The 26,184-nt window shown below is 50.8% G+C and carries 22 protein-coding genes and 1 other annotated feature (1 of these 23 only partly in view); of the genes, 2 read left to right on the top strand and 20 right to left on the bottom strand.

The genetic code is table 11. The annotated features are described in order from the left end of the window. Positions 1 to 216 precede the first annotated feature (216 nt). The 13 genes from ACOZB4_RS12930 to gpr form a co-directional block, all read right to left on the bottom strand. Entirely contained in the window at positions 217 to 417 is a 201-nt protein-coding gene (locus tag ACOZB4_RS12930) for a YfhD family protein (protein WP_379415728.1), read from the bottom strand. 49 nt (positions 418 to 466) lie between these two features. Next, positions 467 to 838, bottom strand: a complete 372-nt coding sequence (locus tag ACOZB4_RS12925; protein WP_339292825.1) for a hypothetical protein — start codon at positions 836 to 838, stop codon at positions 467 to 469. A gap of 224 nt (positions 839 to 1,062) precedes the next feature. Continuing rightward, positions 1,063 to 2,181: a molecular chaperone DnaJ gene (gene dnaJ, locus ACOZB4_RS12920; RefSeq protein WP_076320573.1), complete on the bottom strand. Its 1,119-nt coding sequence runs from the start codon at positions 2,179 to 2,181 to the stop codon at positions 1,063 to 1,065. A 93-nt stretch (positions 2,182 to 2,274) separates the two neighbouring features. Beyond that, positions 2,275 to 4,113: a molecular chaperone DnaK gene (gene dnaK / locus ACOZB4_RS12915; RefSeq protein WP_076320572.1), complete on the bottom strand. Its 1,839-nt coding sequence runs from the start codon at positions 4,111 to 4,113 to the stop codon at positions 2,275 to 2,277. An 85-nt stretch (positions 4,114 to 4,198) separates the two neighbouring features. Further along, complete coding sequence (grpE, locus tag ACOZB4_RS12910; protein WP_379415734.1) at positions 4,199 to 4,810, bottom strand: nucleotide exchange factor GrpE; 612 nt, start codon at positions 4,808 to 4,810, stop codon at positions 4,199 to 4,201. A gap of 63 nt (positions 4,811 to 4,873) precedes the next feature. Beyond that, positions 4,874 to 6,415: a TCP-1/cpn60 chaperonin family protein gene (locus ACOZB4_RS12905; protein ID WP_379415736.1), complete on the bottom strand. Its 1,542-nt coding sequence runs from the start codon at positions 6,413 to 6,415 to the stop codon at positions 4,874 to 4,876. Between the two features lie 13 nt (positions 6,416 to 6,428). Beyond that, positions 6,429 to 7,463, bottom strand: a complete 1,035-nt coding sequence (hrcA, locus tag ACOZB4_RS12900) for a heat-inducible transcriptional repressor HrcA (RefSeq protein ID WP_076320569.1) — start codon at positions 7,461 to 7,463, stop codon at positions 6,429 to 6,431. Positions 7,464 to 7,571: 108 nt separating this feature from the next. Further along, positions 7,572 to 8,033: an N-acetyltransferase gene (locus ACOZB4_RS12895; protein ID WP_076320568.1), complete on the bottom strand. Its 462-nt coding sequence runs from the start codon at positions 8,031 to 8,033 to the stop codon at positions 7,572 to 7,574. 76 nt (positions 8,034 to 8,109) lie between these two features. Next, entirely contained in the window at positions 8,110 to 9,276 is a 1,167-nt protein-coding gene (gene hemW / locus ACOZB4_RS12890) for a radical SAM family heme chaperone HemW (RefSeq protein ID WP_379415740.1), read from the bottom strand. Between the two features lie 201 nt (positions 9,277 to 9,477). After that, a complete protein-coding gene (lepA, locus tag ACOZB4_RS12885; protein WP_076320566.1) occupies positions 9,478 to 11,295 on the bottom strand; it encodes a translation elongation factor 4 in 1,818 nt (605 codons plus the stop codon). An 88-nt stretch (positions 11,296 to 11,383) separates the two neighbouring features. Next, positions 11,384 to 11,791, bottom strand: coding sequence for a hypothetical protein (locus ACOZB4_RS12880; RefSeq protein ID WP_379415744.1), 408 nt, complete (start codon positions 11,789 to 11,791; stop codon positions 11,384 to 11,386). Between the two features lie 58 nt (positions 11,792 to 11,849). Next, complete coding sequence (locus tag ACOZB4_RS12875; RefSeq protein WP_379415746.1) at positions 11,850 to 13,217, bottom strand: stage II sporulation protein P; 1,368 nt, start codon at positions 13,215 to 13,217, stop codon at positions 11,850 to 11,852. A gap of 166 nt (positions 13,218 to 13,383) precedes the next feature. Further along, positions 13,384 to 14,385 (bottom strand): GPR endopeptidase, encoded by a 1,002-nt coding sequence (gene gpr / locus ACOZB4_RS12870; protein WP_379415749.1) that lies wholly within the window; start codon positions 14,383 to 14,385, stop codon positions 13,384 to 13,386. Positions 14,386 to 14,547: 162 nt separating this feature from the next. Between gpr and rpsT the strand changes: the two genes are divergently transcribed. Further along, positions 14,548 to 14,820, top strand: a complete 273-nt coding sequence (gene rpsT / locus ACOZB4_RS12865) for a 30S ribosomal protein S20 (RefSeq protein ID WP_009590780.1) — start codon at positions 14,548 to 14,550, stop codon at positions 14,818 to 14,820. A 233-nt stretch (positions 14,821 to 15,053) separates the two neighbouring features. Here the strand turns inward: rpsT and holA are convergent, their stop codons facing one another. The 6 genes from holA to ACOZB4_RS12835 form a co-directional block, all read right to left on the bottom strand. Further along, positions 15,054 to 16,073, bottom strand: a complete 1,020-nt coding sequence (gene holA / locus ACOZB4_RS12860) for a DNA polymerase III subunit delta (RefSeq protein ID WP_076320562.1) — start codon at positions 16,071 to 16,073, stop codon at positions 15,054 to 15,056. Positions 16,074 to 16,359: 286 nt separating this feature from the next. Beyond that, positions 16,360 to 17,628 carry an anti-sigma factor family protein gene (locus ACOZB4_RS12855; RefSeq protein ID WP_379415756.1) on the bottom strand — a complete coding sequence of 423 codons (1,269 nt, stop codon included), beginning with the start codon at positions 17,626 to 17,628 and terminating at the stop codon, positions 16,360 to 16,362. Then, on the bottom strand, positions 17,625 to 18,173 hold the full coding sequence (locus ACOZB4_RS12850; RefSeq protein WP_036644490.1) for an RNA polymerase sigma factor: 549 nt from the start codon (positions 18,171 to 18,173) through the stop codon (positions 17,625 to 17,627). The genes ACOZB4_RS12855 and ACOZB4_RS12850 overlap by 4 nt, the downstream gene beginning before the upstream one ends. 187 nt (positions 18,174 to 18,360) lie before the next feature. After that, the gene (locus ACOZB4_RS12845) at positions 18,361 to 21,054 is read right to left on the bottom strand and encodes a ComEC/Rec2 family competence protein (protein ID WP_422759544.1); all 2,694 of its coding nucleotides are present in this window, start codon (positions 21,052 to 21,054) and stop codon (positions 18,361 to 18,363) included. Between the two features lie 145 nt (positions 21,055 to 21,199). Beyond that, the gene (locus ACOZB4_RS12840; protein ID WP_076320559.1) at positions 21,200 to 21,718 is read right to left on the bottom strand and encodes a deoxycytidylate deaminase; all 519 of its coding nucleotides are present in this window, start codon (positions 21,716 to 21,718) and stop codon (positions 21,200 to 21,202) included. Between the two features lie 48 nt (positions 21,719 to 21,766). Beyond that, positions 21,767 to 22,435 carry a helix-hairpin-helix domain-containing protein gene (locus ACOZB4_RS12835; RefSeq protein WP_379415762.1) on the bottom strand — a complete coding sequence of 223 codons (669 nt, stop codon included), beginning with the start codon at positions 22,433 to 22,435 and terminating at the stop codon, positions 21,767 to 21,769. A gap of 171 nt (positions 22,436 to 22,606) precedes the next feature. Here ACOZB4_RS12835 and comER point away from each other — a divergent pair, with 171 nt between their 5' ends. Then, on the top strand, positions 22,607 to 23,449 hold the full coding sequence (gene comER / locus ACOZB4_RS12830; protein WP_379415765.1) for a late competence protein ComER: 843 nt from the start codon (positions 22,607 to 22,609) through the stop codon (positions 23,447 to 23,449). Here the strand turns inward: comER and leuS are convergent. Next, positions 23,430 to 25,871: a leucine--tRNA ligase gene (gene leuS, locus ACOZB4_RS12825; protein ID WP_339271901.1), complete on the bottom strand. Its 2,442-nt coding sequence runs from the start codon at positions 25,869 to 25,871 to the stop codon at positions 23,430 to 23,432. The genes comER and leuS overlap by 20 nt on opposite strands. Before the next feature lie 89 nt (positions 25,872 to 25,960). Beyond that, positions 25,961 to 26,184 (bottom strand) — a binding site (T-box leader); it runs 37 nt beyond the window's last position.

The raw sequence follows: 26,184 nt of genomic DNA, 5'->3' as shown, positions 1-26,184 counted from the left end.
ATGATGACTTTTCTTACAAGTCGATCGAATACGAAAAACGTTATCAACGTACTCTCTCCAGATGACTGACCACATATGGCAGAAATTTTTGTTGCGAAATAAGAACGATAAGCCTCCAAAGTTTATACTTTCTTATGTCTTCAAAAAAAGCCCTGCTTACCACCTCCGTAACAAGAAAGGTAAGAGGACTCCTTCATCACTTGATAATCATAATGATCAATCTACATTTTTACTGGTTTCATCGAGGATTTTCTTCAATTGGCGTTCATCCGCTGCATCGCTTCTGCGCAGCGCCTCCACATCATCGTGGTCGGCTTCCATAGCCGAAAACTCGACATCCTCCGCCTTAGCGGATTGAAGCGCAATCATCTTTTCGGTTTTGCTCGAGATTTTCCCTTTTTTTACACGTCTCATCATGGGTGTTATTCTCCTTTCCGTATAAACGATCAAAGCTGTGCCTATAACCTCAAATCATGCCGCCGGATTCTTCGATTAACCGCATAGCTTGCGGGAATACGCCTTCGTCCAATACCACCGTCAGCAAAATATCCCGGCCCTCGGTTCCGTCCTGTCCGCCGCTACTCATCCCGCTGGCTGATGGATCCGCAGCCCCCAGGATTCCGGCCCCCGGCCCCGAAATATCCGCATTTAAGGTCAGCGTTGTTAAGCTTGCAATATTGCCTGTCAACGGATTCATCGGATTGTTAAGCTCCCCGCCGGGATCCGCGCTAAACCGGTCGATGGACATATCGGCAACGCGCAGCGACTGCAATTTACGGGCTGCATGCTGGGCATCTTCCGGACTTTTGAAATACGCCAAAATATTTTTCTCTGCCACTTCATTTCACCTGCATTTCCTATTCAAGATTGCATCTTCCAAAGATGGAGCTTCCCTAGGTTGCTTCATCATTAAGTGTTTTATTCTTGAGAAACGGGCCTGTTTAAGCTGGCAGACACTCCAACGGCTCCCAGAAACAAAAAAACAGCAAGCCAAAGGTTGATCACCTTTAGCCTGCTGCTGTTCTTTATGCTATGAGGGGTGTTTAGCCCCATAAGTTTGTATTAGTCACCGCGGAATGCTTTTTTTACACGGTCAAAAAAAGACTGTTCCTGTTCATGGGTCTGTTCGCCATCAAGTGAAGCAAACTGTCGAAGCAGCTCTTTCTGTTCATCACTCAGCTTGCTTGGCGTAACGACCACAACCTTGACGTGCTGGTCACCCTGTCCCATGCCGCGGAGTCGAGGCACTCCTTTGCCTTTCAGGCGGAAGAAGGTACCCGTCTGCGTGCCGGCCGGGATCTTCAGCTTCACTCTCTCCGTCAACGTCGGGATTTCAATCTCGTCGCCAAGCGCAGCCTGAGCAAAGGTAAGCGGCACTTCGCAATAAATGTCGTCCCCTTCGCGTTCGAAGAAGTCATGCGGCTTCACGCGGATGACGATATACAAGTCACCGGCCGGGCCGCCGCGGAAGCCGCCTTCGCCTTCACCTGTCATACGAAGTTGAGCTCCGTCGTCCACACCCGCAGGCACGCGAACATGAATCTTGCGCTGCTTCTTCACTTTCCCGTTGCCGTTACAGGTCGAGCAGCGGTCTTTGATGATCTTCCCTGTTCCGTTACAGTTCGAACAAGCGCGACGGTTTACCATCCGTCCAAACGGCGTATTCTGCACGACTTCTTGCTGCCCGCTGCCGTTACATACCGAACATGTGTGCGGCTGCGTGCCCGGCTTCGCCCCGGAACCGTGACAGGTATCACATGTCTCCGTTCTCGGAATGGTAATATCCGTTTCCTTACCGAATACCGCTTCCTTAAATTCAACTGTCATCGTGTATTGCAGATCGTTCCCCCGCTGAGGCGCATTCGGATCACGGCGTCCATTACCGCCAAAGAACATATCAAATATATCTCCAAAACCGCCGAAATCACCGGAGAAACCGCCTCCGCCCATGCCTTGGTTCGGATCGATATGTCCGTACTGGTCATAAGTCGAACGTTTCTGACCATCGCTCAATACGTCGTAAGCCTCTTTCACTTCCTTGAATTTGGCTTCCGCGTCAGCCGCTTTGTTCACGTCCGGATGATATTGGCGAGCCATTTTACGGTACGCCTTCTTGATCTCATCTTCCGATGCATCCTTGCCGACACCGAGCACCTCATAATAATCACGCTTATCAGCCACGGTTTCACCCCAATCTCTTTATTACTCTTTTACATAAGGAAAGCCAAAGTGCGAAGATGCGCAGCTTTGACCTTCCCATACAATCTATTCAGATTAACCTTTGTTTTTATCTTCGTCAACAACCTCGTAATCTGCATCTACGACATTGTCTTTATTAGCCGCACCGGAGTCGGCACCTTCAGCACCCTGCTGCTCTTGTGCTGCTTGCTCATACAGCTTCACGGACAGCTGCTGTACGATTTGAGTCAGCTCCTCTACCGAAGCGTTAATCTCTTCGAGGTTATCGGATTCAAGGGCCTTCTTCACTTTGTCTTTTGCTTCATTCGCTTTTTCCACTTCGGAAGCATCAACTTTGTCGCCCAGATCCTTGAGTGTTTTCTCGGTTGTGTATACGAGTTGGTCCGCATTGTTGCGAGCCTCTACCAGCTCTTTGCGTTTACGGTCTTCTTCGGCATGAAGTTCGGCGTCCTTCATCATTTGTTCAACTTCAGCGTCGCTCAAGCCGCTGGAGGACGTGATTGTGATCTTCTGGCTCTTGCCTGTACCTTTATCTGTCGCCGAAACGTTTACGATCCCGTTCGCATCGATATCGAAGGTAACTTCGATTTGCGGTACGCCACGTGGTGCTGGAGGAATATCTCCAAGCATGAAGCGTCCCAGCGTTTTGTTGCCGGCAGCCATTTCGCGCTCACCTTGCAGCACGTGAATTTCAACGCTCGGCTGGTTATCGGCATACGTGGAGAATACTTGGGATTTGCTTGTTGGAATCGTGGTGTTACGGTCGATCATTTTGGTGAATACGCCGCCTGCTGTCTCGATACCGAGGGACAACGGAGTTACGTCGAGCAATACGACGTCTTTAACGTCACCTGTCAATACGCCGGCTTGAACAGCTGCACCAAGCGCAACCACTTCGTCAGGATTTACGCCTTTATGAGGCTCTTTACCTGTCAATTTCTTAATCGCTTCCTGTACGGCAGGAATACGAGTGGAACCACCGACAAGAACGATTTTATGAATATCGTTAGCTGTCAAACCTGCATCGCTAAGCGCTTGACGAGTCGGTCCAAGCGTACGCTCTACAAGAGAAGCAGACAATTCTTCGAATTTAGCACGAGTCAAGTTGAGCTCAAGATGCTGAGGCACGCCGTCAGCAACGGTGATGAACGGCAAAGAAATCGTGGTAGTCAGTACGCCGGACAATTCCTTTTTCGCTTTTTCCGCAGCATCTTTCAGACGTTGAACCGCTGCTTTGTCTTTGCTCAAATCAATGCCTTGCTCTTTTTTGAATTCGGCTACCATATAGTCAATGATGACCTGGTCAAAATCGTCACCGCCGAGTTTGTTGTCACCGCTGGTTGCTTTTACTTCGAAGAAGCCATCGCCGAGTTCCAGAATGGAAACGTCGAATGTACCGCCGCCCAGGTCATATACCAGAATGGTCTGGTCTTCGGATTTCTCCATACCGTATGCCAAAGCTGCTGCTGTCGGCTCGTTTACGATACGCAGAACCTCAAGACCCGCGATTTTACCGGCATCCTTGGTCGCTTGACGCTGGCTGTCATTAAAGTATGCAGGAACCGTAATAACCGCCTGGGTTACAGGTTGGCCCAGGTAAGCTTCCGCATCGGATTTCAGCTTTTGCAGAATGATGGCGGAGATTTCTTGCGGCGTATAATCTTTGCCGTCGATGGATTCTTTATGATTCGTACCCATATGACGCTTGATGGAGATAATGGTACGATCCGGGTTTGTGATCGCTTGACGTTTTGCTGTATCCCCAACGACACGCTCGCCGTCTTTCTTAAATCCGACAACGGATGGGGTCGTACGGGCGCCCTCCGGATTCGGGATAACTACTGCTTCCCCACCCTCCATTACGGCTACGCAGGAGTTGGTTGTTCCTAAGTCGATACCAATAACTTTGCTCATGTAAAATTTTCCTCCTTATTCATTCACACGAATCCTCGCATGATCTTCATCAATTTTTATATGATAAACGACTATCGAAAGTCGCTTACATGCTCACTTTAACCATCGCAGGTCTCAATACTTTGTCTTTTAGCATATACCCCTTCTGCACTTCCTCAACCACGATGCCTTCCTCGTATTCATCGCTCTCCACCTGCATGATCGCTTGGTGATACTCCGGATTAAACGGCTCGCCTACGCTCTTCATCGCTGTTAAACCTTCGGTAGCGAGAACAGATTCCAACTGGCGGAAGATCATGTTAACGCCCTTGGAGAAGGATTCAAACTCCGGGTTTTCCTCGGATGCCTGAAGCGCACGCTCAAAGTTATCGATGACAGGCAGAAGCTCTGTAATCAGTTTGGAAGAAGCGTATTTGCCCAGATCTTCTTTCTCCTTCTGTGTACGACGACGGAAGTTATCGAAATCCGCTTGTACTCGCAGGGTACGCTGCTGGTGCTCCAGCACCTCGGCCTGAAGTTTCTCAAGCTCAGCTGAACCTGCATCATCCGCCGAATCCGTTACAGGAATCTCCTGTTCGGGATTTACGGCTTCCTCCGTAGACCCACTCTCACCCGAGTTTGGCGTGTTCTCCAAAGTTTCTTCCATCATTTCTTCTGTAACTGTATCTTGAACGGCATCCTTATGCTCATTATTCAAGACGCCTTCACCTCCTTCATATTCTAAAACAGACTGTCTGTGATTCATTTTATCCCGTAAGGGTTACTCGCCTATTTCTTTCATCTTGATGACGTGATGAATCCGCAGCACGGCTGCAGCAACTTCGCCGGCTGCTCGCAGGCCATGAAGTTTAACCGGAGCCGGATCCAGCACGCCCAGCTCCTCGTAATCAACAACCCGGCCGCTGTCGCAATCAATGCCCATGCAATCAGAGTCTGCACGGATTTGCGCAGCACGCACTTCTTCCATCTTCTCGAGCGGATTGTAACCGGCATTGAGAAGTATCTGCGACATCGGCTTGCGCAGCGCGGCCGAAACGGCTTCCATACCGAAGGCTTCCATGCCTTTCTGAGCCTCCCGGATCCGTTCCAATTCGTAGGACACCGCGAGTTCGCTTGTCCCGCCGCCTGGAAGTACCCCGCCGGAAACGGCAGCCTGCAGTGCCGAGGCCGCATCTCCCGCAATTCTGGCCGCCTCGCCTACGACTTCCGAAGTGCTTGCCGCAACAATAACCGTCACAATACGTTCCCGGTCCTGGCTGCCGCAGGCCAGCCGGATTTTCTCAATGCCTTCATCGTAAGCGACACGCGGGGTATCACCCAGAAGGGCTGCAAGCTCCTTCGAGTCTTTATGTAACGCCTTCCGGCGTATGGGAGTAGCTCCCGTCATGTCGCTTACCCGGCGAAGATCCGCACGTGACACGCGCGGCACAACCATCATGCCGTGATCCAGGCAAAACTGCTCTGCATCCGGATGGATGCCTTTTTCAAGCAGGATGAGTTTTACGGACAGTTCGGACAATCTCTCTAAATCGGAAGCGAACACTTTTCGGAGGTCCATATATTGGGCAAATCCGGCTTCGGTTGTGAGCGCCTCTTCATCGATCTCATCTGGTTCCAGGGAATCAAAGAGCACCAACACTTTTGCATCGTCATACGACTTGGACTCCCGGGCGAAGATCGGCCGCTGCCGGAGCAGAACCCCCTCGAACACTTCATTCTCGGCATTCTCCAGAGCAATTATACTGTCTGCGAGCGAGTAGGAAGGATCCTGAAGACGGGTGATTCCGGCTTTCCGCGCGGCTTGCATAATCAACTCCACGATGTCCTTCCGTTCACGCCCAGCTACGTACACCGTCCGTTCCAGAAGCGGATCATCCAATCCGTCAATCAGCCGAACCCGCTTTGTTAAGAGCTGCATCGACTTCTCGATCCCCTGACGCAGCCCCTCCACCACCTTGGAAGCAGGGACCCCGCGGGTTATGCGGGAGACCCCTTCCTGCACGAGTGCGCCTGCAAGCACGGTAGCCGTTGTGGTTCCGTCGCCGATTTTCTCCTGCTGCGCTCTTGCCACCTGAATGAGAAGGCGCGCTGCCGGGTGGGTGACATCCATTTTATCCAGAATCGTCACCCCATCATTGGTAATGACCACTTCGCCACGTGGACCCACCAGCATCACGTCGAGCCCCTTGGGACCAAGCGTGCCTTCAACAGCGGACGTGACGGCCCGGACGGCATTACTGTTGTTCAATAGCGTAGAATAACGTTCATCTCCGTCCACTTGGCTATGTTGTCCTTGGCTCATCTGTCTCACTCCTTTACTTGTACCAGTGTGACAGCAGCTTCGTCAGGTCATGGGATAACACATTCAAGATGCCGATCACCCGTGCATATTCCATTCTTGTAGGACCGAGAATACCAATCGAACCGAGCGCTTTTCCGTCTATTGAATAAGTCGCTGTGATCAAACTGCAATTGGAAATCGCCTCGTGCGTATTCTCCGTACCGATCTTCACTTGGACACCATGCTCACCGGGAGCGGGGGCCATGAGCTTCAACAGTGCGGGTGTCTGCTCCAGAAGCTCGAAGATTTCCCTTACCTTATCAACATCCTTGAACTCCGGCTGATTCAGCATGTGGGTCGTGCCGCTGAGATATATGCCGCGATGGTCCGGTTCATTGTTAAGGGCGATATCCAGCATACTCATGAGATCTTCATAATGTGAAATATGCCGCTGCATTTCCTCGCCAATCTCCGTATACAAACGGGTCTTGAGTTTATATAGAGGCACATTGACCAGCTTCTTGTTCAGAAGATTTACCACTTGCTCCAGATCCGAAACAGACACACCCTGCGGAATCGAAACAATTTTGTTCTCGACTTGCCCTGTGCTGGTGACGATGATGGCTACCGCTTGATCCTCATGGAGAGGAAGAAGCTGGAAATGACGCAAAGACGTATGAAAAACTTCCGGTCCCAGCAGGATGGAAGTGTAATTAGTCATCTGAGACAGAATGCTCGCTGTATGCTGTATCATCTGCTCCATCACGTTCAGCTTTTCTGCAAAAAAGGATTTCATCATATGCAGTTCCGCAGGGTTCAAGGAAAACGACGACGTGAGATGATCAACATAATAACGATATCCTTTATGTGACGGAATTCGTCCAGCTGATGTATGAGGCTGCTCCAGAAATCCGAGTTCCTCCAGATCAGCCATCTCGTTTCGAATGGTTGCCGGACTGTATCCGACATCCCCGCGTTTGGAAATGCTTCTTGAACCAACCGGTTCGGCAGAACGGATATAGTCATCCACAATGGCATTCAAAATCATGCGTTGACGATCTGTTAACATGTCGCTCCCCTCCTTGCTGACTGCTTATTTTCTCTTTCGTTAGCACTCATCGTCATCGAGTGCTAACCGATATAACAAAAATACCAAACCGACCTGAGGATTGTCAAGTCAGTTCAGTACTTTAAGAACAGCTATTTCGTCACAAGCATGCTGCTTCTTGCAGTGAACGCAGTCGGTCCACACCTTCTCGGGAAAAATCTCCTTCTCCACGACGGCAAAACCGTTTTTGATGAAAAAGGATACTTCATACGTCAAAGCCATCACTTTCGGAAGCTCACGGCGTTTCGCTTCCTCTAGAAGAGAATCCACGAGCATGGAGCCGATCCCTTGCCCTTTATAACCATCAGAGATGCCGAGTGAACGAATCTCCACCAAATCATTTCCCAGCTGACACAAGGAACCGCAGCCGATCACGTTCCCTTCGGATTCGGCCACAACGAATTCCCCGATTTGTTTCTCCAACACTTTTTTGGACCGGGGCAGCATAATCCCCTGTTCCGCATATCCCTGAATCATCTGATACAGCGGCTCGACATCTTCTAACTTCGCCTTTCTGCATACCGCCGACATGGTTGTCCGTCTCCCCTTTACACGCTCCGTCATGTTATGAATAAATATACAACAGAGCGCATATAAGTTCAATAGATTAATTTGCCGTCAAACTGCCTATAAATTCAGCGAACACATCGTTGCCGAACAGAATGCCTTTACTGCTCAGTTTATATCCGTCCTCCGTAGAATCAAGAAGTCCCGCACTCACCATTTTATTCAGCGGCCCGGCGAATACTTCTTCCATGGAAGTTCCGAATTGCTGCCGGAACCGGCTGCGCGAAACGCCATCCAGCACGCGGAGCCCGACCATGAGGAAATCCTCCATCGCTTCTTCCCTTGATACCTCAAAGCTCTCCAATCGCGGAAGTCCTTGATTCGCTGCTTCATTATATGGGTTGACGCCTTTGATGTTCACATGTCGCTGACGACCGACGTATCCGTGCGCTCCCGCGCCCAAGCCATAATAATCCTCGTTGCGCCAATACGTCATGTTATGCCGGCTCTCAAAGCCGGGTTTGGCAAAATTACTGATCTCATACTGTTTATATCCGGCAGCCTGCATCCGCTCCATTAATAGAAGATACATATTCAGCTCATCCTCCTCATCCGGAAGCGGCAGCTGGTTTCGCTGGTACATCGTATGGAACAGCGTATTTTCTTCAACCTTTAAGCTGTAGATTGAATAATGCGGAAGTCCAAGCTCTAGCGCCTTATCCACGCTTTCCGTAAGCATGTTCAACGTTTGGTTCGGAAGTCCGAACATCAAATCTATGGACATGTTATCAAAGCCTGCGGTTCTGGCGTTCTCGAGACTTCGATACACATCATCCGTATCGTGAATCCGGCCGATGCCGGTCAACAAGCTGTTCTGGAACGCCTGCACCCCGAAGCTGATCCGGTTCACGCCGCCTTCGCGCATCACGGACAGTTTCTCCAAATCCGTGGTGCCGGGATTCGCTTCCATCGAAAATTCAATGTCATCCGACCATTCCGGAAAATGGCGCTTCACGCTTTGCAAGAAGTATTCCATTTCATTTGGCTTCAGCACCGTAGGGGTCCCGCCGCCTACAAAAATGCTTTTGATTCGTCCCGGCGAGTTGGCCTGAACGGTTAGCTCCATCTCCTTATCCAGCGCGCGCAGATAATCCATCACCGGCTGATCCTTCAACACATAGGAATTGAAGTCGCAGTAAAAACATTTATTGGTACAAAACGGAATGTGAATGTACACTGCTTCCGTCCGTTGATCGTTTGCCGTCATTCTTTTCTTGCCCCCTCATGTAAACCTCTGGCATGACTTACTTAAAGTAACTTCTCGAAAGTTCCTTCTCTACTATAACGCTATGCCTCTTGGAATGAAAGAAAGGAAAGCCGAGAATCGGCTTTCCCATCATTTACTAAGGCTATACACGTAGGACCAGTCCAGCCCATTAACTCGTGGGCCTGCCATTCCTATGCAAAATTACTTGTCGTCAATTTTCAATACCGCCATGAAAGCTTCCTGCGGCACTTCAACGCTGCCGACTTGTTTCATCCGTTTCTTACCTTCCTTCTGCTTCTCAAGGAGTTTCCGTTTACGGGAGATGTCACCGCCGTAACACTTGGCAAGAACGTTTTTACGCATCGCTTTAACCGTTTCACGGGCCACAACCTTGGTACCAACGGAAGCTTGAATCGGCACTTCGAACATTTGACGAGGAATCAGCTCGCGCAGCTTCTCGCAAATCAACCGTCCGCGGTGATAGGCACGGTCCTTGTGCACGATAAAGGACAAGGCATCAACTTGCTCGGCATTAAGCAAAATATCCATTTTGACCAGGTTGGATCGACGGTACCCGGATAGCTCGTAATCAAATGAAGCATATCCTTTGGTGCTCGATTTCAACTGGTCGAAGAAATCATACACGATTTCCGACAACGGAATTTCATAGGTAATGGTGACGCGCGTTGTGTCCAGGTATTCCATATTCACGAATTCGCCGCGTTTATTTTGACAGAGTTCCATGATCGCTCCAACATAATCGTTCGGAACGATAATACCTGCTTTAACATAAGGCTCTTCAACATAATCGACCTTGCCGACCTCAGGATAATGAGACGGGTTATCGATCTGGATCTGCTCCCCGTTTGTCAACGTAATGCGGTAAATAACGCTCGGCGCCGTTGTAATCAGCGGTATATTAAACTCGCGTTCAATCCGCTCCTGGATGACATCCATGTGCAGCAGGCCTAGGAATCCGCAACGGAAACCGAATCCGAGCGCGCTGGATGTCTCTGGCTCAAAACTGAGCGATGCATCATTCAACTGCAGCTTCTCGAGCGCTTCGCGCAGATCATTGTAGTCTGACGTCTCGATTGGATACAGACCACAGAATACCATCGGGTTGATTTTGCGGTAACCCGGAAGCGGCTCGGCCGTCGGACGCTTGGCATCCGTTACCGTATCACCGACCTGCGTATCGCCAACACTCTTCATGCCAGCCACGATGAAACCGACATCGCCAACATTAAGCTCGTCCACGATGGACATGCGCGGCTTAAACGCCCCCACCTCAATAACCTCGAAGGTTTTGCCGGTAGCCATCATCTTGATCTTGGAACCGGCTTTGATACTTCCGTCAAGAACGCGCACATATACGATGACACCTTTGTAAGGATCATAATGGGAGTCGAAAATCAACGCTTTCAGGGGTGCTTCCGAATCGCCTGTTGGCGCAGGGACTTTCTGAACCACCTGCTCCAGAATTTCCTTGATTCCGATGCCCGCCTTGGCGGAAGCTAATACGGCATCGCTGGCATCCAGTCCGATGACATCCTCAACTTCCTGCTTCACCCGCTCGGGATCGGCGCTTGGCAGGTCAATTTTGTTAATGACAGGCAGAATTTCAAGATTGTTATCCAGTGCCAAATATACGTTGGCCAACGTCTGCGCTTCAATTCCCTGTGCAGCATCAACGACGAGCAGCGCGCCTTCACAAGCAGCCAGGCTTCGAGATACCTCATACGTAAAGTCGACGTGCCCTGGAGTATCAATCAGGTTCAATATATACTCCTCGCCGTCATCGGCTTTGTAATTCAGGCGAACCGCCTGCAGCTTGATGGTAATCCCGCGCTCTCTCTCCAGATCCATCTGATCCAGTACCTGCTCTTGCATTTCACGCGAAGTTAATGCACCCGTAAATTCCAATATACGGTCAGCAAGCGTCGATTTCCCATGGTCTATATGTGCAATGATACAGAAATTACGAATTTTTTGTTGTCTTGCTTGTACGTCTGTCATGCCTAACCCCCAACAACCACCAGATGTTTGAATCAACTTATTATACCAGTTGAGGGGATGCACAGCAATGATGAGAATAAAGGTGAATTTATTCCGCGATCGATCCGAACATCGACACGACCCAGCGGATGCTTTTGTCAGACAGCTGCTGGAGCAGTCCTGCCGTCTTGTCGGCAAGGACATCGGCAGGCGGTTGCGAGCGTTCGGGAAGCAGGATGTCGCTTGGCGTAGGCTCATATTCAGGTAGTGTCTTACGAGCATCTTGTTCTAGAACAGCGGACTCTGATAAGGGAGGGGTCTTGCGTGTCCCTCCCCATCCATTCCCTTGGGCAGCTCCGCCTTGCGGATTCTGAGCATGGTCTTGCTGCACAGTTTGCACGGCGCCTGTACCGTCTGTCGATACGGGTGCCTTTGCCCCGCCAAGCTGCATGCCGACCAATATGCCGATGCCTGTCCATATGATAAGAGCCACAAATCGTTTTCCCATTCTTGACATCACAGAGTCCCTCCCTGATTTACCCGCTCACTCTTGCTCCATCGTTGCCGCTGAAATGTTAGCCTGCTTTGGCTGCTGTGCCTTTTTTGCTTCCGCCCTTGGTTTCCGCGGAAACGGACTGCTTCTTCGTTTGATCATTGTCTTTTTTCACACTGGCTTTCTTCGCCTCTTGCTCCTGCCAATACACATCTGCAATGATGTCCGCCAACGCTTCAGCTGTCCGCTGCAATTCTTCCTTCGTATTATCGATGCCGCCGATTTCGATCAGGATGCTGTTCGGCGACAGGGATTGATTATATTCCCCATTCCCTTGATCCGCTGATTTACCCCACACTCCCCGAGACACCCCGGGATAGGACTGTTCCAGCTTGGCATTGATTTTGCTTGCAAACGCCTCGTTCTGTCTCCAGTTCTCGTTCGCATGTCCGATGATGAAGTAAACCTTGGCATAGTTGACGCCGTTTACGGTTGCTGTCGTTTTGTTATACCGCTGCGAATCCCGATGGATATCGATCAGATAGTTAATGCCGTCGTTCTGGGACATGGCCTCCATGACCATCTGACGCGAGTATTTATAAGAAAAGTTGTAATTATACCCTTCAATGGTAGATTGATAGTCACTTTGATCATGCAGGGTGCCAATCCCGTTGGCTTCAAGTCTTTTGCTCAGCAAACTGCCTACTAGCATGACGTTCTTGCTCGGGGATACCGCCCCCGGATTATCGGAAGGATGTGTCAGCAGCGGGTTATATGCTTCCTGCGGGTGTGAATGATAGATGAGAACGGCTTTCTTTCCATTCGTAGACTTTCCATCCTTGGAGGTGCTTCCAGGATCGTTCTTACTGCCGGGCTCGTCCTCCGTGCCCTGACCCGGGACATCCTCACCATTATCCTCATTGCCGATATCTCCCCGACCGCCTTGTGGCGGCTCTTCTCCGGCATCAGCAGGATCGCCCTCTGCCTGCCCCTCCGCGGGATCCGGCCGGTAATCCGCCGGTGCCTCCCCATCCTCGTTACCGGACCCATGAGACAGCTGTACCGGTTGATTTGCTTTCATGCCAGGCAGTTCTCCTGCAAGAAGGCTTTTTGGATCCCTCGGGTTCACACTCGTCAGCAGTTCAAAGACGAAGGTCGACATTTTCTCGCCGGAGAAGCTTGAGGTCTCTTTGGAAGCCGTCATATGCGGCATCTCCATGCCGATCATATCAATGAAAAAATGGCTGGATAACGAAGCGGCCAATCCTTTCATTGATGATACGGGCGAGGAATTCATCCGCTGTTCCGCCATCCCTCCGAGCCCTAGTAAAATAAAAAATATAAGAGAACCTAGCATTAGTATAATGAGCGTTCGACCCATGCTCAGACCTTCCATAACCTTCCGTTTCAGTCTGGCAATATTCCAGATTCGAAACTTGCGATTGTTCATAACGATGCCCTCCTCGGTTCGCCGGGAGCTATTTCGGCCATCATTCCGCCGTTCCCGCGACTTGTGTAATCTCTTATATTTCAAATCTATGAACCGGGGAGAATCGATAGAACTAGATCCATGAAAAATATAAAAGCTCCGATAGATTCGGAGCTTTCATGCTGGGTTAGTGCGTGTACGCACCTACATTGCCGGGATCCACAGCCTCATGCAGCGCTGCGTTCAGGCCGGTTGCCACGATATTGGCGATGTCCTCTATAAATTCGTCAATCTCCTTGGGCGTTACGATAAGGTCATGGCCCAGCGGCTCCAGAACCTCCTTCACCAGTGCGAGACGATCAGCTTCGGGTATATCATGGAGCATGCCCATAATTTTGCCCGTCTCCGGCGCACCTTCGCCAAAATGGGATTTCATGAGCTCAATGGCGTTATTAACGATGGTGGAAGCATAGCAGACGGTCGGAACTCCGATCGCAATGCAGGGGACCCCGAGAATCTCCTGTGTCAATCCTTTGCGCTTATTGCCGACGCCAGAACCGGGGTGGATTCCGATATCCGCAATCTGGATGGTCGTATTCACCCGTTCCAGCGAGCGCGAAGCCAGAGCGTCAATAGCGATGATCAGTTCGGGACGGGTTTGCTCCACGATGCCCTGAACCGTTTCGCTCGATTCAATGCCTGTCAGACCGAGAACGCCTGGCGCTACGGCACTAACCTGTCGATAGCCTGGCGCCACCCGATCCGGCATTAGCTCGAAAAACTGTCGGGTTACCATCACGTTCTCCACCACCAGCGGTCCCAGGGAATCCGGCGTCACGTTCCAGTTGCCGAGCCCGACAATGAGCACGCTTGCCTTGGGTCCGATCCCGATCCGGGACATGAATGCCTCAAACTCACGAGCGAAGACAACAGATACTTGATCCTGAAGCCCCGTATCCCCCTTGCGAAGATCGGGCACCTCCAACGTGACGTAATGGCCCTTTACTCTTCCAATTTGCTTAGAGGCTGCATCGTTCTCCACGTCCAGCCTTGTAATCTTGATTCCGTCCTCCTGCACCACATCCTCCATCACACCAGGAATGGGCGCGCCCCCTTTGCCTCCCGCCAGTTCTCTTGATTCCACCGCCAGGTCCGTTCGGACCGAGTATTTTTGCAGATCCAGATCCATCGAAATTCACACTCCTCCTCATATTGCTAGTAGTGTGCGAGAGTATGGGAGAGATTATGCAGAAGTCCGAATGAGTATTGCTTTTTGTCCACCCCCATGCTAAAATATTTTAAGTTGTGAATCATTTCGCTCTATTGAAATGCCTTACAGGAGGTGAATGTAATGCCAAACATTAAATCCGCGATTAAACGTGTAAAGACAAATGACAAACGCCACGCGCTTAACATTTCTCAAAAATCCGCGCTTCGCACAGCTGTTAAAACTGCTGACGTAGCGTTGAACGGTACAGAAATCGAAGCTGCTAAAGTTGCTTTCCAGGCTGCTTCCAAGAAGCTTGATAAAGCTGTAACAAAGGGCCTGATCCATAAGAACGCAGCTGCCCGCAAGAAGTCCCGTCTGGCGAAAAGACTGAACGCTCTTACGTCGCAAGCGTAAGTAACGTTTGTTGAATACGACATGGAAAAAGCCCTGAACAGTTCACACTGCTCAGGGCTTTTTGTGGTACGTTGATCAACGTGCTCTTCTCGGCAGACAACCACATATAGCGGATTTTTTTTCTTGCAAGATCAGGTGGGTAAGCCTCTGAAGTTCATGCTTTCTGATCTCTAAACAAAAAGAGCGTACGACTGCTCCCGCGGCCGTACGCTCTTAACTAGCCTGCGGATGTGTTAAGCCCCAAGCCGCAGCAAAAACAATTCGATGCCGAGCACCTTATCCACGGCCCCGGTCTTCATCTGGTAATCCAGATTCGCCAGATGGTTCAGAATTCCTTCAAGGCGTGCTGTCTCAAACTTGCGGGCTTGCTCGCCCGCAATCTTCACCGCATAGGGATGCAATCCGATCTGGGAAGCAATTTGCTGCTGCGAGTAGCTCTGGGTAGATAGAGTCTTCACCTGCAGAATAATCCGGAACTGTCTGGTGATGAGCGCCGCAATCTTGATCGGCTCCTCGCGCTGCTTCAGCAGCTCATAATAGATTCCGAGCGCCTTGTCCAATCGGAGATTCGCAATATCCTCTACAAGCGCAAACACATTCTGTTCCGTGCTGCGCGCCACCAGCATATCCACGGTTGCGACATCAATCACTCCGCCGGCACCAGCGTATAAACACAGCTTTTCGATCTCACCTGATAATGCCTGAAGACTGGTTCCCGCATTTCGCACGATCGCCTCCGCCGCACCTTCTCGCAGCGTGCAGTTTCCGTTCTTCACCTGCTTGTCCACCCAGCGAAGCAGATCCTCCCCGCCCAAAGGCATAAAGGACAAGGCAACCCCTGATTTCTTAACTGCCTTGACTACCTTTTTGCGTTCATCCAGCTTTTCTTGTCCAACCATAAAGACAATCACACTATAATCAGCGGGATTGGTCAAATAATCCAGCAAAGCCTCTGGACGATGATCCACTTTCCCGTTATCTTTTGCTGCGGTAAAAAAAGCCGTGTCCCTGACCATGATCAATTTTTTCTGAACCATAAATGGAACCGTCTCCGCTTCTTCAATGACGGTTTGAATCGGAACCTCCCCTAAATCCATATGAACAAGCGCAAAATCACGGTCTTCTTTTGGGATCAGCTGGGCTTCCAGAAATTCAGCGAATTCCTTCATTTGAAATTTCTCGCTGCCATACAACAAATAGACGGCAGACACATCTCCCTGCTTAACCGCCTTGGCCGCCGCTTTGGCATCCATCGGCGTCCCCCCTTTCTACTCTGTACACTATACCAAAAAAGAGTGCCTGAATGCGATAGACAACAAGCATAAAAATGAAATCATCCACACGAAAACAAAGAGACCTCGGCTTGGCAGCGGCAAGGTCCCTTCGTCCCAACACATCTATATAAACTCCGGCAAGTATGCTCTAGAAACACCTCGCCGTCGGTCATACGACGGTAGTTGGTATAATGCTCTCTCTAATATATAGTGTATTCATATCTCCCGGCATTGGTGCACCGATTGTATATATCTCTGAATATTTCTATTGTTTAGGCTGCTTCTGCCCCGTAGTCGCCGGAGGCTGAGACTTCTCAATGGAATAGACGGATTCAACCAATTCGTTATTCGTCTGCACCTTGTACTTAAACGTTAAGCCGTCCTCTGACCATTGACCGGATACCCAGCTTCCGCCGAGCGGAATCGTCTCAACCGTTTCAACCGCCTCAGGCGAGGTTTGGCTTCCCGATGGCAGGCGATAGATAATCAGATGGTCGGCCTCCAGCGAAGCTCGGTAGAGGCCGTCCGGGGACGACCACTGTTCCGGTACCTTCACCAGTCCTTGGTACGATCCGGTTGACCTGTCGGATGATTCGGTGCTTCCCGTGCCTGCATCGCCGGAAGGATCGCTAATTGGAGGCAGCATCTCTGACGAGGTATCTGGCGATTCCGTAGGCGAAGTCTGGGCATCCATGGTCTCAGAGTCCTGCTCAGGTTCACTGGCGGGAGGGTCAGACGGACTTGTGGTATTGTTTTTTGGTACCTCATTGTTGCTCGTTGCAGGTTGGTCTGACGCTTGAGGTTCCCCATTATCTTTCTTCTGGACCGAAGTATCGGGTGCTGTAACATCTTTCTTGGTGCCGTTAGCCCCATCCGATGGTTCCGGCGTTGCCTTCGTTTCATTCGGAGCTGACTTAGAATTGGCTTCCGATGACGATTCTGAAGGCGAACTCCGCAGATTTGCGGATGGATCGCTTCCCTCATCCGATGCGCCACCCGACTCCGTGCCGCCTTCGGCGGCAAACGGCTGAGCGATTTCCTGACTCTGCGTTGCAGCCGAGTCGTCATTCGCCCCGGCACTGGTCGTGCTTGCCTCTTCGTATGGAATCTCCGCATCGGATAGCATCTTCGGTTCATTATTTAAAATAGCTACGCTAAAAATAAGTACAGCGGCAGCGGCACCGATAGCCGTTCTTCCGCCAACCGTGCTCCACCAGCTTCCCGCACGTCGCGGACGCCGCATTTCCGGCATCATTTCGGCAGGCTCCTGGCTTTTCACGGCTGGAGGTACGACAAGGTTCTGGCGTTCACGGTCAATGGCATCCAGTCTAGGCATGATAGCGTCTACCAGACTGACAGGCGGGGTTACGGCCGGGAGATCCTCAAGCTCTCTGTTCAATGATTTCAATATATTAAAGGTCTCCGCACACATAGGGCACACGGCAATATGCTGATACATTTCGGCCGTCTCCTCCGAAGTGAGATCCCGGTCCAAATACCGGTGCATACGTTCCACCACCTCTTGGCAATTCATCCTGATACACCACCTTTCTGATGCTCTTGGAGCATATTCTGCAGCTGCTGCCTGGCCCTGAACAAATAGGATTTCACCGTATTGAGCGGGAGGTTCAGACAATCAGCAATTTCGTTGTAGGATAGATCCTGCAAATACCTTAAGACAATGACCGTGCGATGATGATCCGGCAGTTGATTAATGGCTTCCTGAATATCCTGAGCCAGATATCCCGACATCACTTCCCGTTCTACATCGAGATTATCCCGAAACACCAGATCATGTTCATCGATGGAAACCGTCGGCTTGGTCCTGCGGAATTTATCAATGCATATGTTGGTGACAATCCGCTGGACCCAAGTTTTGAACTGAGCCTTCTCCTCGTAGGAGTTAATCTTCGTATATACACGTATAAGTGCTTCCTGGGCTGCATCCATAGCATCCTGTTCATTGTTTAAAATGTAATAAGCAGTTCGGTAAACATGTTGCTCAATTTCTCGCAATAGGGTGATTAGAGCGTCGCGATCGCCCGATTGAGCGGCTCTTATGAGTCCCTGCTCCACCACAGTGGATCCCCCTCTCCCTGCATACATACAGACGGATAGAATTAAAAAAATGTTGCAGTATGTAACCTATTATTTTTTTAGGAAACTTCATCTAACTATACCAAATATAAAGATTATAGTCACCGCTGCATTTTCCTATAAAAGATCATACTACGAATCTATGTCCAAAGGACAGCGGGCTGTTTTTTCATGGAAGCTTCGTACGCGTTTCAATATGTCCATCCTTGATCCTCATCTGGATTTCACCGTGAAGGTTGGTCTGATAGATGAGCGTCGAGGAACGTTCCAACCGTCCGACCACATCCGGATGAGGGTGGCCGTACATATTGTTGACGCCAGCGGAAACAACCGCTGCCTTCGGCTTCCATGCATTCAGCCAGAGTGCGGATGTCGAGGTTTTGCTTCCATGATGGGCAACCTTCATGACATCGATCCGGTTTTCGGCAGCAGCGCTCCGTGAAACGAAATCATCCTGTGAAGAACGTTCCTCCAGGTGCAGCAATACATTATGTTCGGCAGCTTGGTCCGTGTCACCGGTAAATAAGAACCGGCTGCCGTTCATCTGAAGGACAAATACTAGTGAAGCATGATTCTGCTCCTTAATCAACGGTAATGGTTTTATGATTTCTCCACTTTCTGGGAAAATAGGCGCTAAAAATTGGATTTGCGTATGACTGTCAAGCTTCCATACTTCCCGATCAAATCCAGCCTCGTAAATGGGAATGCGCTGCTGAACGGCGGTTAACATCAGTTTCCGGAAGGAAGCGGAGTCGGTCAAGGTCCCATTGAATACAACCGATTTTACGGGGATTTCCTGCAGAACAGCCTGGAAGCCGCCGATATGATCCTGGTCCCCATGGGTCATGATGACAGCCTCAAGCTGGTGTACGCCCCGTTTTTTCAACAAGGGAACCACCACTTTCGCTCCCACCTCATACGGAGACTTTCGTTCTTTCCAAGTATCCTTTTCCTTACGAAAATTCACCGTGCCACCACCGTCAATGAGAATATGCTTGCCCTCAGGTGTTGTTACCAGTATCGAATCTCCTTGTCCTACATCCAGGAATTGTACCAGTCCCGCTCCGTGCATGGACGGAGATTGATAGCCGCCGTACAGTAAAAGACCCAAAGCTCCGGACAGCAGGACGATCGCGGATCTCGTTGCATAGCGTTCGATATAATCACTGGCGCGAAGAAAACCTCTCCATCGTAATGCACCGGCCCATCGATCCACAAGCGGAAACATGCCGGTCGCTCTAGACAAGCTTCCTCTACGATCCAAGGGTATCCGTCCTTCCAACGGAACTGTATCATCGGACTCGCTTCGCTCTCCCTCGCGATTTTCGGAACTCTTTTTCAAAATGGACAGCAATGCATACAGAAGAACAAAATAACACAGAATCCAGGCTATCGACGGGGATGGCCACAATGTCATAAACACGGATGAACCATTCATCCATTCAACGATTCGGAACGTCATTTGGTTTAACCATTCCGTTACAGCTGCCAGCCAGCCGGCTCCTCGCATCCACACCCACCCCATCAGCAAAGACACCATTCCTAGCGGAAGAACGACAAGGCTAATGACTGGAACCAGGAGCATGTTGGCGAAAACAGAAATCAGCGACACCTGGTTGAAATAATGAATGGTAAGAGGAAAGGAGATCAGCTGCGCTACGACCGTGACTCCAACGGTTCCCGCAAGCCAGCGGGGCAAAAATGTCAGCAGCGGCATCAGCTTCGGCACGAATATCATCAAGCCCGCAGTCACAATGAATGACAATTGAAAGCTGACGTTAACGAGAAAATACGGGTTCCACAGCAGCATGGCGAGCACGGCAACACTCAGAATATGCAGTCCATCCTTCAAAAGCCGACGCCGTGCGGCATACAAACCGATCATCCCCATGATGCCGGCACGGACGATAGAAGGGCTTGCCCCGGTAAGCAGGACGTAGACGGGAATCAGCCACATGACCACCGTCAGCGAGGTCTCCCTCGTCATTCGAAGGGTGGTACATATGAATAAAAGACATCCTACGACAACAGCCACATGCATGCCCGATATCGCAAGAATATGGGTCAATCCCAGCCGCGAGAACTCCATAAATGTATCGGGATCCAGATCATCCCGATTGCCAATGACAAGTCCCTTCATATAACCCGCGTGGATTCCGCCGTACAATTCATCCAGCTTGCCCCCAAGCTTATGGCGAACGGCATCCGTCCATCTTAGAATATGACTTAAATTCCAGCTGTCAGGCGGAGTGACCCCCACTTGTTCAGAGCCTTTCACTTTAATCATCCAATGAATTTTCTGGGTTCGCAAATATTGAGCATAATCAAATCCGTCAAAATTTCGGGCTTCTCCAGGTTTTTGCAACTCTCCCGTCAGTTGTATGCGGTCCCCGCGCTGCCATCGGTTAACCCTCTCCAGCTCCCTTTTATCCAGCAGTTTTACTTGAACCCTAACGATATCATCGGTCTTCAGCATGGTCCCGTTATCCGGATTCGCTTGTTTTTGCGGCGCTGGAGGCTTTGCTAGCATGAGATCAGCTTCATGCAGGACAACATTAAAATCCGCGCGGTCACCGTCCACTTCTATAGGGGATGTGATTACACCAAACGCAGTAACCGGAACGGTGTCCGTCGATGTCTCCCCGGGGAGCACCGACTCGAAATCACTTACATTTGCCCTATCATGCCATTCCCAGTAAGTACCCGACATACACAAGGAAAACAGCATGCAGAGCGTAAAAAGACGCCCCGCCCCCGCCCAATGACATACAGCAAGCAGTATGAGAATCAGCCCGGCTGCAATCAAAGCCAGCCTCCATCCATCGTACAGGCATGCAGCACCGCTGCCGATTACCCATAACACGGTAAACACAAGTAACGGCCTTCGCCTCATGATTTGAACAATCCCTTCATCATTAAATAAAAAAGAACCCTTGCCTGCAGATCGCAGTCAAAGGTCCTTCCTCTGTGTCTTCCTATTTACATTCTTCAGCAACCATATTCATAAATCATTCCGCTACCGTCATCAAGGTTTCGCGCGGCGGCTCATACACTTCAAGCTGCCGGAACAAAATACCCTTCTGTTCCATCATGCGGGACACCTTGCCCGAATCCTTCGGATAAGGACGGTGGAACACAACCTCGACAATGCCGCTGTTGGCAAGCATATTCGCACAGGTCCAGCAGGGCTCATCCGTCACGTACACCGTGCTGCCTTCACGATCAATCCGGTCCGTGAATAACAGCAGATTCTGCTCAGCATGAATCGTCCGGATGCAGCGCTGTTTCTTCACCATGCTCTCCTTGCCGTCCTGTACGACCAATTCATAATCCTCAGCGATCATACAGCCAGCTTCCGAGCAATCAGGCACTCCCATCGGCGCGCCGTTATATGCCGTTCCGAGCAGCTTCTTCCCCTGCACCAGCACCGCTCCGACATGACGCCGCGGGCATTGAGAGCGGGTAGAAACCATAAAGGCAATATCCATGAAATAAGTATCCCAATCTTTACGTTGATCTGCACTCATCATCTATCACCTGTTCCTTATCAATATTCCCTTTATTGTAGCACATAGCTAAAGTCCAACGTAAGGCTTCATCTTCTCCAGCATTTTGGGACCGATGCCCTTTACGTTCATCAAGTCCGCCTGACTTCGAAATGGACCAAACTGATTTCGATAATCGATAATCGCCTTGGCCTTGGCCTCGCCAATGCCAGGCAGCTCCATGAGCGTTGCGGCATCCGCCGTGTTGACATTAATCAACCCGGATGAATCTGGAGCTGCTGATTGCTGCGCTACACTGTTAACAGGGGCTTGCTGCTGTAACTGCTGACCGACACCTTCAGCCTGAGGTGGAACCGAGGCCGAAGCAGATTGGCCAGAGGTTGAAGATGGGGCGAGATGATCTGCTGTACTGCTCCCTGCCGCTCCTTGGTCTTGGTTTGGCATGGGCTCCTTCGCGTTATGTGCAGGCTCGATCTGCCCAGCCTGAGCGGTCTTTGCAGCATTTTTCACGTCCGCTTCGGGCTCAGCAGATGCTCCAGCCGGTTCCACGTCCTTATGCCGGGAATCAGCCCCAGATGTCTTCACACCCGCATTCTCTTCGGCAGCAACCACCTGCTCCAGCTGATCGTTTAGCGGCTGCCAGCCCTCGATCCCCTGATTCGTACCGCCAGCAAACAAGATGAACCCGCAGCCCGCAATCGTTGCGGCAAGACTCCAACCTAAAGATACTCGTCTCATCTATGATCTCTCCTTAACATCAAAGTTCATTTGGTACAAACCTATGAATATTCTTCGGTTTCCCTACCGAAATCGCATGAAAAACCGTCATGAATCGGCATCTTCCCCGCATACATTAAACGTAAGGACGGTACATTTCTGCCGTAAAGCGCGAAAGGAGGGGACATACACATGAAGGTCGGTTTTATCGGTACGGGCAGCATGGGTAGTCTGTTGATCGATGCCTTCATACAATCGGGCGCACTCCTGCCTGAGCAGATTCGGGTCAGCAACCGAAGCCCTGAAAAGCCGCTGCAGCTGGCAAAACGTCATCCCGGTCTGACGGTATGCAGCTGTAACATGGAGACGGCTTCTCAGAGCGACCTGATATTCCTATGTATCAAGCCGCTTGAATTCAAATCGGTCATCAGCGAAATCAAAGACAGGCTTGAAGCTCGGCAAATCGCGATATCTATCACGAGTCCGGTCCAATTGATCCATCTGGAATCAACGCTGCCCTGCAAGGTGGCGAAAATCATACCGAGCATCACCAACTTAACCGGAGGCGGAGCATCGTTATGCATGTATGGTTCCCGAATAAAAGAAGAAGACAGGCAGCTTATAGAAAGCCTCCTGTCTTATATCAGCAGGCCGCTCGAGATACTGGAATCGCACACACGAATCACTTCCGATTTCTCCAGCTGCGGACCTGCTTTTTTAAGTTTATTCATGGAAAAATGGATCGACGCTGCCGTTGAAATAACCGGAATCGACCGCAGGACCCTTAATGCATTAGCCGGTGAAATGCTGCTTGGCACCGGCAAGCTGCTAACGGAGGAGGGCTTCTCCCCCGAACAGCTGCAAGAGCGGGTTGCGGTTCCCGGAGGCATCACAGCTCAGGCTTTGGCACTGCTCGATTCAAACCTGAACGGATTGTTCTACCAATTGATCAAAACCACACACGAAAAGTATGAGGAGGATTTGGCCAAACTGGATGCTGCCTTCGGTTTTACGATTAACCGGCCACGATATTGACCAGTTTACCCGGTACGGCAATAATTTTGCGAATACTCTTTCCTTCCAGCGCCTGCTTGACATTCGGAAGGGAGAGGCTATGTTGTTGCATGGCTTCTTGGTCCATGTCTTTCGAGATTTTGGCACGTTCTACGATTTTGCCGTTAACTTGAACAACAATCTCAACTTCGGCCTCTACAGTCCAAGCCTCATCATACTCCGGCCATGGCACGTAAGTTACGCTCTCCGTGTAGCCTAAACGGCTCCACAGCTCTTCAGCCAGGTGAGGGGCCAGCGGGGAAAGCAGCTGAACGAAGTTCTCCATCGCTTTGCGCGGAAGCTTTTCCGTCTTGTATCCCTCGTTGATGAATACCATCAGCTGGCTGATCGCTGTGTTAAAGCGCATATGTTCAAAGTCTTCGGTTACTTTCTTAATCGTTTTGTGCAGCGTACGTTTGAATTCGTCCGCACCCTCGCCTTCCGCGATTTTAGGGTTCAATTGACCGTCGTCTCCGATGAACAGGCGCCACACGCGGGAGAGGAAACGATGCGTTCCTTCAACCCCGTTGGTGTTCCATGGCTTGGTCGCTTCCAGCGGCCCCATGAACATCTCGTACACGCGCAGCGTGTCGGCACCGTATTCGTTAACAATATCATCCGGATTGATGACATTGCCGCGGGATTTACTCATTTTTTCATTATTGTTGCCCAGGATCATACCCTGATTGACCAGTTTCTGGAAAGGCTCCTTCGTATCGACAACACCCAGGTCATACAATACTTTGTGCCAGAAGCGTGCATACAGCAAATGAAGCACCGCATGCTCCACACCACCGATGTACAGGTCAACTGGCAGCCATTCCTTCTGCTTCTCCTTGGAGCACAATTCCTCATTATTACGCGGATCGATATAACGCAGGTAGTACCAGCAGCTGCCAGCCCATTGCGGCATCGTATTGGTCTCGCGGCGGGCTTTCATGCCCGTTTCGGGATCTACCGTTTCCACCCACTCCGTAACGTTAGCCAGCGGCGATTCTCCGGTACCGGACGGTTTAATCTGATCCACATCCGGCAGCAGCAATGGAAGCTGATCCTCCGGCACGGTCTTCATCGTTCCGTCTTCCAGATGCAGAATCGGAATCGGCTCACCCCAATAGCGTTGACGGCTGAACAGCCAGTCGCGCAGACGGTAAGTTACCTTCTTCTTGCCCTTGCCCTCTTGCTCCAGCCATTCATTCATCGCCTGGATAGCCTCTTCATTATCCAACCCATTCAGGAAGCCGGAATTCACATGCGCGCCACTGCCGCTGTATGCTTCCTCCTCAACATTTCCACCCTGAACAACTTCAATAATCGGAAGACCGAATTGCTTCGCAAACTCCCAGTCGCGGCTGTCATGACCCGGAACCGCCATAATGGCTCCCGTTCCATAGCCAGCAAGCACGTAATCCGCGATCCAGATCGGCACTTTAGCGCCGTTTACCGGATTGATAGCGTACGCACCCGTAAATACACCAGTTTTATCCTTGGCCAGATCCGTCCGCTCCAGGTCGCTTTTACGAGCTGCTTGATCTTGATAAGCCTTGACGGCTTCACGCTGATCGGCTGACGTAATCTTATCCACGAGGTCATGCTCCGGCGCCAGGACACAGTAGCTTGCCCCGAACAGCGTATCTGGACGGGTTGTGAACACCTCCAGATGACCATCGTACCCTTCGATGTCAAAACGAACCTCAGCGCCTGTGGATTTGCCAATCCAGTTGCGCTGCATATCCTTCAGGCTCTCGCTCCAGTCCAATTCATCCAGATCCTCAAGCAGACGATCCGCGTATTCGGTAATACGCAGAATCCATTGGCGCATCGGTTTACGTACGACCGGATGGCCTCCGCGTTCACTCTTGCCGTCGATGACCTCTTCGTTCGCAAGCACGGTACCGAGCGCTTCGCACCAGTTCACCGGTACTTCAGCCACATAGGCAAGGCCGCGCTTATAGAGCTGGATAAAGATCCACTGGGTCCATTTATAATATTCCGGATCGGTGGTGCTGATCTCGCGGTCCCAGTCATACGAGAAGCCGAGAGATTTGATCTGGCGGCGGAATGTATCAATATTTTGCACGGTAAACTCGCGAGGATGTTTGCCTGTGTCCATTGCATACTGCTCCGCTGGCAGACCGAAGGCATCCCATCCCATAGGATGAAGCACATTGTATCCGCGCATCCGCTTGTAACGGGACACGATGTCAGTCGCCGTGTATCCCTCCGGATGCCCTACGTGCAAGCCTGCACCTGATGGATATGGAAACATATCCAGCGCATAAAATTTCGGTTTGGATGAGGTATCTTCCGTTTTAAAGGTTTTGTTCTCATCCCAGTATTGCTGCCACTTCGGTTCGATGGCCTGCGGCTGATAGCCGTGGCCCGTTGGTTGATTGTCCGTCATACTTCATTGCTCCTCCTTCACAGTCGAGAGACAAGGCCTATGCCATTGCCCAAAAAAACAAAAAAACCTCATCATCCATAGCGCTGATCGCTAGGGACGAGAGGTTTGATTCCCGTGGTACCACCCTAGTTAGCCAAAGGCATGCTTTGCCTTTCACTCCCTTTGCATCCTTATCGCGGATGAGACGACGATGCTTCAGCGGCCGAATCTGCCGGAATACAGCCCTCCGACGGCCGGGTTAACACCATTGCTCCGAGGCGAGTTCATTCCTATCGTCAACCGGTTTTCACCAGACACCGGCTCTCTGCATGAT

This window comes from Paenibacillus sp. NPDC058898, assembly GCF_049316025.1.
GTDB lineage: Bacteria > Bacillota > Bacilli > Paenibacillales > Paenibacillaceae > Paenibacillus_AQ.
The sequence above is the reverse complement of the archived record's forward strand: the minus strand, read 5'-3'. Positions and strand labels throughout refer to the sequence as shown.